Origin of the sequence: Clostridium polynesiense (assembly GCF_000820705.1) — a bacterium.
Lineage (GTDB): Bacteria > Bacillota > Clostridia > Clostridiales > Clostridiaceae > Clostridium_AA > Clostridium_AA polynesiense.
Map to the genome: position 1 here is coordinate 20,400 of NZ_CCXI01000003.1, position 6,797 is coordinate 27,196.

The window sequence follows — 6,797 nt, forward strand, 5'->3', positions numbered from 1 at the left end:
AGAGGTATATACCATGATGCAGCAGTTTATTTTTCTGGGAATGATTATTAGAAAGAGTAGGCTTTAAATATTAAAGCTCCCTACTCATATCAAAGTACTCCGTTTTCACTTCTGAAAGTAAATTCTCACTTTCTATAAGATCAAGGGCAGTTAAGGCTAAAGCTGAAGCTGCCTTTACAGCTTTATCTTTGGCAAAGGAAGACAGAGTAGCTCTACCAAAATCTATGGTTCCGTACTTTATGGAATTATCCTCCGTAATACCAATATAAGGGTGTATACAGGGAGCTTTATGGCTTACAGTGCCCAGACTTAATCCAGCGTAAATATCTCTGGGAGGATTTATATCAATTATTCCGCATTCTTTAAGATTATGACTGAATAATCTGGAAAGGGTTATATTGGTTAAAAGCTCTTGGTAAGGGGGTTCATATAATGAAACCTCAGATTTTATTTTTAAAAGGTTTTCTACAAAAGAAACTATACTTTTGAGCATGGTTTCTGCATGAGAAGCTCCGCTGCTGTTTTTAGCTCTTATATAAAACTTACCTCCTGATTCTTTAGGTATTATAAGAGGGGTGATTCCTCCTTTTGATAGTATGCCCTGGATGGTGATATCCTCAGGAAGTCCTTTAATTATGCTGTTTAATATGTTAAAGGTTAAAAGCACTGCATCTAAAGCGTTGTAATTTCCGCTGCTTAAAAAAGCTAATCCGGAAGATCCGAAATAATTAACCGCTAAAGGTAAAATAGAGTAGGAGGTTCCGCTTTCTGCAGTTTCTGTATCGGGATGGGCAAGGAGCACTGCATCAGTATCATCAAAGACACCCTGCTTACTCATGGTGACTTTAGCACCGCCTAAATATTCTCCTGGACATCCTAAAACTGTAAGACTGCCCTGAAACTTATGAACTATACTTTTAATTGCTACTGCAGACATAAGGGATATACCGCAAAGAAGGTTATGGCCGGTTATATGACCATAACCTTCCACTCCATCATATTCGCAGATAAGACAGATTTTAGGATATCCTTTTCCATATTCAGCTTGAAATGCTGTAGAGATATTTAAAAAGTTTTCCTGTACTTTAAATCCTTTCTCCTTTAGGAATGAAACTATGTTTCTGCAGGCATCATATTCTTTATAACTGATTTCAGGATGATGAAATAAAAAATCTGATAGTTTAAAAACTTCATCGCTGCATAAGTTTATACTATTTATTAACTCCTGCTTCATATAAAAAACCTCCTTAGAATAAATCATTCTTAGTTTAACCCTATACTAGAAATATATTTATTTAATGCTTAATAATAAAAATATATAAGTTTATAAAATATATTGTGGACAAACTTTAATTAAAGATGAAAGTGAATAGAATATAGTATATGGGGCAATAATCAAAGTAATCAGATTTAGAGGGGGTGTAATTCATTAAAGGGTTAATATCCTATTAATGAATAATTAAATGGTTAAAAAGAGCTGTATTATATGCAGAAAATCCGGAAATGATGGTATAATAATAAACGGTAAAAGAATATGCCGAAGCTGCGAAAAAAAGATGATTAGCTCTGAAGCTGGTAATGATTTTTACGAATATTATAAAGAATGTTTAAAAAAAGACATATGCCAATTTACTGTAAAGTTTAGTAATGCTAATTGTGAAGTTTACAACTGATATTACTTTATTTACAATGAGCTTAAAGCAGCATCCGCTGCTTTTCTCATTTATATCTGTTAGAAATAATCTGCATTGTAATGGGGAGGATTGCTTTGAGTAAGATGCCAATAGTACAAGCCTTAAAAAACTATATAGAAAATGAGAAAGCCCCTTTTTCTATGCCTGGCGGAAAGCTGGGAAGAGGCTTCAACGAAGAATTAAAAGAAATATTAATAAAAGGTGATATTACTGAGATAGAGGGATTGGACAATTTACATAACCCTCAGGGAATAATAAAAGAGGCACAGGAACTATTAAGCCTTTACTATAAAAGCTGGAAATCTTATTTTTTAGTAAATGGAAGCTCCAGCGGTAATCTAACCATGATTTTTTCTGCTCTAAGGGAAGGTGATAAGGTTCTTGTGGAAAGGCAGTGCCATAAATCCATATTCAATGGAATTATCCTAAGGAAGCTGAGACCTGTATATGCAGAAAGTTTCTATTCAGAAGAAAATAACATGTCTTTAGGCTGTGAATTAAATACAATAGTAAAGATACTAGATGAACACAAGGATATTAAAGCTGTGATTTTAACTTATCCCAATTACTATGGAGTGTGTTGTAATTTAAAAGGAATTATTGAAGAGTGCAGAAAAAGAAGGGTAAAGGTTCTTATAGACGGTGCTCATGCTGCTCATTTTGGAGCCAGCGGCAGACTGCCAGAAAATCCTGTGAAGCTTGGAGCGGATATGGTGGTTATGAGCGCGCATAAAACCCTTCCCAGCTTAACTCAGGGAGCATATCTTCATATAAATGATAGAGATCTTATACAGGAGGCTGAGAGATACTTATATATGTTTTTAACTACCAGTCCTTCTTACCCTATTATGGCATCTTTGGATTACGCAAGAGGATTTATTATGGAAAAAGGTGAAAGAGTTTATGACATGCTTCTTAATCTTATAGAAAAATATAAAAAGCTTATAAATGAGCTGGGTATTGTTAAATGTATAGATGAAAAGGACTTATTTAACAGTGAATTCAGTTTTGATAATTCCAGATTAATACTTCACCTAACAGATGTTGGTACAAGCGGTTATAAACTGCTAGAATATCTTTTTAATAAGGGAATTCAGTGTGAAATGGCGGATGATAGAAATGTGGTTTTAATTACCTCTCCTTTTAATGATGAAAAGGACTTTCAAAACCTTTATATAGCTTTAAAGCAATGCACCAGGAAAGATATAACCGGAAAAAATATTAAGGTTCCGGGACATACTATACCTAAACTTGCTATACCTCCATACGAAGCCTTAAACAGCAGCCTGGAATGGTGCAGTATTGAAAAAGCTTTAAACAAAATATCAGGAGATAACATAGTTCCCTATCCTCCAGGAATACCTCTTATAATGATGGGAGAGGTTATTGATAAGGAAATAATAGACAAATTAAATTTTTATATAGATAATGAAGTAACCGTATTAGGAGTAGCAAGTAGAAAGATTAGAGTTATATCATAATATTATTTTTGAAATTAAAATATAAAAATGCTATAATTATAGGGCTTAGGAGGTAGGATATGAAAGGAATTTTTATCACTATTGAAGGACCTGACGGAGCAGGTAAAACTTCTATAATAGAAGATTTAAAAAATTATATGATGAGAAGTCAGAGGAGCTACCTTTTTACAAGGGAGCCTGGTGGAATAACGATTTCTGAAAGCATACGTGATATAATTTTAAATACTAAAAATATATCCATGGATCCAAGAACGGAAGCTTTACTTTATGCGGCATCCAGAAGGCAGCATTTAGTGGAAAAGGTCATTCCTGCTTTGAATAATGGAAGGATAGTGATCTGTGATAGATTTATAGACTCATCTTTAGCTTACCAAGGTTATGCCAGAGGCTTAGGTGTAGATGAGGTTATGTCAATAAATAAATTTGCTATTGAAGACAATATGCCTGATTTAACTATATATCTGGATGTTGAGCCTGAGGTAGGACTTGCAAGAATCGCAAAAAATAAGAATCGTGAAATAAATAGATTGGATTTAGAAAAGTTAGAGTTTCACAAAAAGGTAAGAGCGGGCTATAAGACTTTGTTAACCAGATATGGAGACAGGATAAGAGAAGTTGATGCTTCCAAGGATAGAGAAGAAGTATTTAATGAAGTTCTGCAGATTTTAAAGGAATTTCTAAATAGCAGAGGCTTATCATTATAATTTATGTTATTCTATTAAATTTTAAGTAAATTAATAACTAGTGCGTATAAAACTATGATAAAATATAATAAATAAATCTAGTTTAGATTTAATCTCTATATACTATTAGGGAGGTGTATATTATGAAATTGGTTATTGCTATAGTGCAGGACGATGATGCTGCAGATTTACTAGATGTACTAACTGAAAGTGGCTTTAGAGTAACTAAGCTGGCTACCACCGGCGGATTTTTAAAATCAGGAAATACTACACTAATGATAGGTGTTGAAGAAGAAAAGACTGATGATGTGTTAAAGATAATAGAAGATACATGCAAAGTAAGAGAGCAGGTTGTGACATCCCCATCACCTATGGCAGGTTCCACGGGAGTATATATTCCATATCCTGTAGAGGTAGAAGTGGGAGGGGCTACGATATTCGTAGTTAATGTAGATCAATTTATAAGGTTCTAAACTATGATTTTAAGAAATGGGGGGGAGTGTATTGGATAAATTTATAGGTCATAACTTAGTTAGAAGCTGGGTTAAGACTGCAATAGAATCCGGCTCCCTCCCCCATGCCCATTTAATTACTGGTCAGGATGGCATTGGAAAAAGCTATTTGGCTAAGGAGATTGCATGGCAGATATTAGGTCTTCCTGCTGGGAAGAATCATGTAGACATAATAGAGTATAAAACTAATAAAAAGTCATTTGGAGTAGACGAAGTTAGAGATATAATTGAAGAAGTAAATAAAAAGCCTTTTGAAGGGGATAAAAAAGTCATTATTATCTATCATGGAGAAAAACTTACAATACAGGCGCAGAATGCATTTTTAAAGACCATAGAAGAACCTCCAAAAGGTATACATATAATCATAACTACAGAAAGTACGGAACTTTTATTAGATACTATAAAATCCAGATGCCAGATACATAAGCTTTTAAGGCTTTCAAACAAGCAGATAAAAGATTTTCTCCGTATTAAATATCCGGAACTTGATGAAGAAACACTTAATACTGCTGTAGCATTCAGCGACGGCATACCAGGAAGAGCAGAAAAGCTCTTAAAGGATGATGAGTTTAACAGTATAAGGAATACTACATTGAAAATCCTTGAAGATATACTTACAAAGAGAGAAGAGCTTGTTATACAATACGAGCAGGAACTTATAAAATTTAAGAATAAAGAAGAAGATATCTTGAATAGTTTATTATCCTTTATAAGAGATATTATGATATATAAGGATCTTGAGAATAGTAAAATAATCATTAATAGAGATAAGTTTAATGATATTAGAAAACTTTCCAGTATGTTTTCTTATTCCAAGCTCTATGAACTTATAGAAATAATAAATAAATCTAGAGAGGCACTCTTCAGTAATGTCAGTTCAGCAATGGCTTATGATATAATGCTGCTTAATATGTTGGAGGTTTAGTATGATAACAGTTGTAGGAGTTAGATTCAAAAAGGCTGGCAAAATATATTATTTTGCACCAGCTGATTTAAATGTACATCAGGGAGACTACGTGATTGTAGAGACAGCAAGAGGTATAGAATTTGGAGAGTGTGTTATTGGACCTAAAGAGATAACTGAAAAGGAAATAGTATCGCCTCTTAAAAATGTTCTTAGAGTTGCTGGTGAGGAAGACACAGAAAAGCATCAAGAAAATCAGAGGAAAGAAAAAGAAGCCTTTGAAATATGTTTGAATAAGATTTCTGAACATGGTCTTACCATGAAGCTTATAGATGTAGAATATACCTTTGACAATAACAAGGTTATATTTTATTTTACCGCAGAAGGAAGAGTTGATTTTAGAGAGTTAGTTAAAGATCTTGCCACTATATTTAAAACTAGGATTGAACTTAGACAGATAGGTGTAAGAGATGAGGCGAAAATGATCGGCGGATTGGGGCCTTGCGGAAGACCATTGTGTTGCTCCAGTTTTTTAGGAGATTTTGCTTCAGTTTCAATTAAAATGGCAAAGGAACAGAACTTGTCTTTGAATCCAACAAAGATTTCAGGAATATGTGGCAGATTGATGTGCTGTTTAAATTATGAGCAAAGCACATATGAAGATATCAGGAAGAGGCTGCCTAAGGTGGGCTCTGTAGTAAGGACTCCTGAAGGAGAAGGTGAAGTAATAGCCAACAATACCGTTAAAGAAACAGTTAAAGTAAAGATAAAGAACTCTCAGGATGAAGATTCCGTAATAGTTGTTAATATAAGTGATATTAAATTATTATCAGGAGATTATGAAGATAATATTTGTGAAGAAGACATAAAGATCGAAGTTAATAGTGAAGATAAAGTAATAATTGATGAGTTGTTTAAGGATTAGCCTGGGGGAGGAAGAGTATGAAATCTTTATTAAAGGTCAGAAATATTAAAACCTATGAAGATGTTATAAAGATAAAAGAGGCTATTGCTGAGCATGAAGGTGTAGTTGCATGCGAAATTAATAAGGAAAAAGGGGAAATAAGCATAGTTTACGATAATTACTTCGTATCTGAAGATGAGTTTATAGGGTCTGTGGAGGAGCTTGGATATACAGTGCTATAAATTTAACAATTAGATGTATAAAATATCTTTCAAAATGTATAAAAACGTGTTAAAATGTATTTGTGTCTTGGGACATCCATATATCTAGGAGGTGTTTTGTATGTCATTCAAAATTACAGATGCTTGCATAAGCTGTGGAGCTTGCGCTCCAGAGTGCCCTGTTAACGCTATAACTGAAGGGGATACTCAATATGAAATAGATCCAAATACTTGCATCGATTGCGGAAACTGTGCTAACGTTTGCCCAGTTGGAGCTCCTGTTCAGGACTAATCGATAAGCTTCGCCAGAGAGGTGAAACTAATAGAGGCATCTTAAAACATATGCAGTGAAATAATATGTTTTAAGACAGCCGTATATAGTAAAAGCCAGGAATACT

Annotated in this window: 9 protein-coding genes; 8 read left to right on the forward strand and 1 reads right to left on the reverse strand. The window is 33.9% G+C overall.

The window, feature by feature from the left end; all coding sequences use genetic code 11:
• Positions 1 to 70: 70 nt before the first annotated feature.
• A complete protein-coding gene (locus tag TA89_RS00330) occupies positions 71 to 1,234 on the reverse strand; it encodes a zinc-binding metallopeptidase family protein (RefSeq protein WP_040209916.1) in 1,164 nt (387 codons plus the stop codon).
• Between the two features lie 229 nt (positions 1,235 to 1,463).
• On the opposite strand from TA89_RS00330, the gene TA89_RS00335 reads away from it, so the two are divergent.
• The 8 genes from TA89_RS00335 (at position 1,464) to TA89_RS00370 (ending at position 6,691) form a co-directional block, all read left to right on the forward strand.
• Positions 1,464 to 1,673: a sigma factor G inhibitor Gin gene (locus TA89_RS00335; protein ID WP_040209919.1), complete on the forward strand. Its 210-nt coding sequence runs from the start codon at positions 1,464 to 1,466 to the stop codon at positions 1,671 to 1,673.
• Positions 1,674 to 1,777: 104 nt separating this feature from the next.
• Positions 1,778 to 3,175, forward strand: a complete 1,398-nt coding sequence (locus TA89_RS00340; protein ID WP_147590040.1) for an aminotransferase class I/II-fold pyridoxal phosphate-dependent enzyme — start codon at positions 1,778 to 1,780, stop codon at positions 3,173 to 3,175.
• A gap of 59 nt (positions 3,176 to 3,234) precedes the next feature.
• The gene (gene tmk / locus TA89_RS00345) at positions 3,235 to 3,879 is read left to right on the forward strand and encodes a dTMP kinase (protein WP_040209921.1); all 645 of its coding nucleotides are present in this window, start codon (positions 3,235 to 3,237) and stop codon (positions 3,877 to 3,879) included.
• Between the two features lie 122 nt (positions 3,880 to 4,001).
• A complete protein-coding gene (locus TA89_RS00350) occupies positions 4,002 to 4,331 on the forward strand; it encodes a cyclic-di-AMP receptor (RefSeq protein WP_040209923.1) in 330 nt (109 codons plus the stop codon).
• Positions 4,332 to 4,362: 31 nt separating this feature from the next.
• On the forward strand, positions 4,363 to 5,295 hold the full coding sequence (locus TA89_RS00355) for a DNA polymerase III subunit delta' (RefSeq protein ID WP_052447244.1): 933 nt from the start codon (positions 4,363 to 4,365) through the stop codon (positions 5,293 to 5,295).
• Position 5,296: 1 nt separating this feature from the next.
• Positions 5,297 to 6,199, forward strand: a complete 903-nt coding sequence (locus TA89_RS00360) for a PSP1 domain-containing protein (protein ID WP_040209926.1) — start codon at positions 5,297 to 5,299, stop codon at positions 6,197 to 6,199.
• 17 nt (positions 6,200 to 6,216) lie between these two features.
• Positions 6,217 to 6,420: a heavy-metal-associated domain-containing protein gene (locus TA89_RS00365; RefSeq protein WP_040209929.1), complete on the forward strand. Its 204-nt coding sequence runs from the start codon at positions 6,217 to 6,219 to the stop codon at positions 6,418 to 6,420.
• Between the two features lie 100 nt (positions 6,421 to 6,520).
• Positions 6,521 to 6,691, forward strand: coding sequence for a DUF362 domain-containing protein (locus TA89_RS00370; protein ID WP_040209930.1), 171 nt, complete (start codon positions 6,521 to 6,523; stop codon positions 6,689 to 6,691).
• Positions 6,692 to 6,797 lie beyond the last annotated feature (106 nt).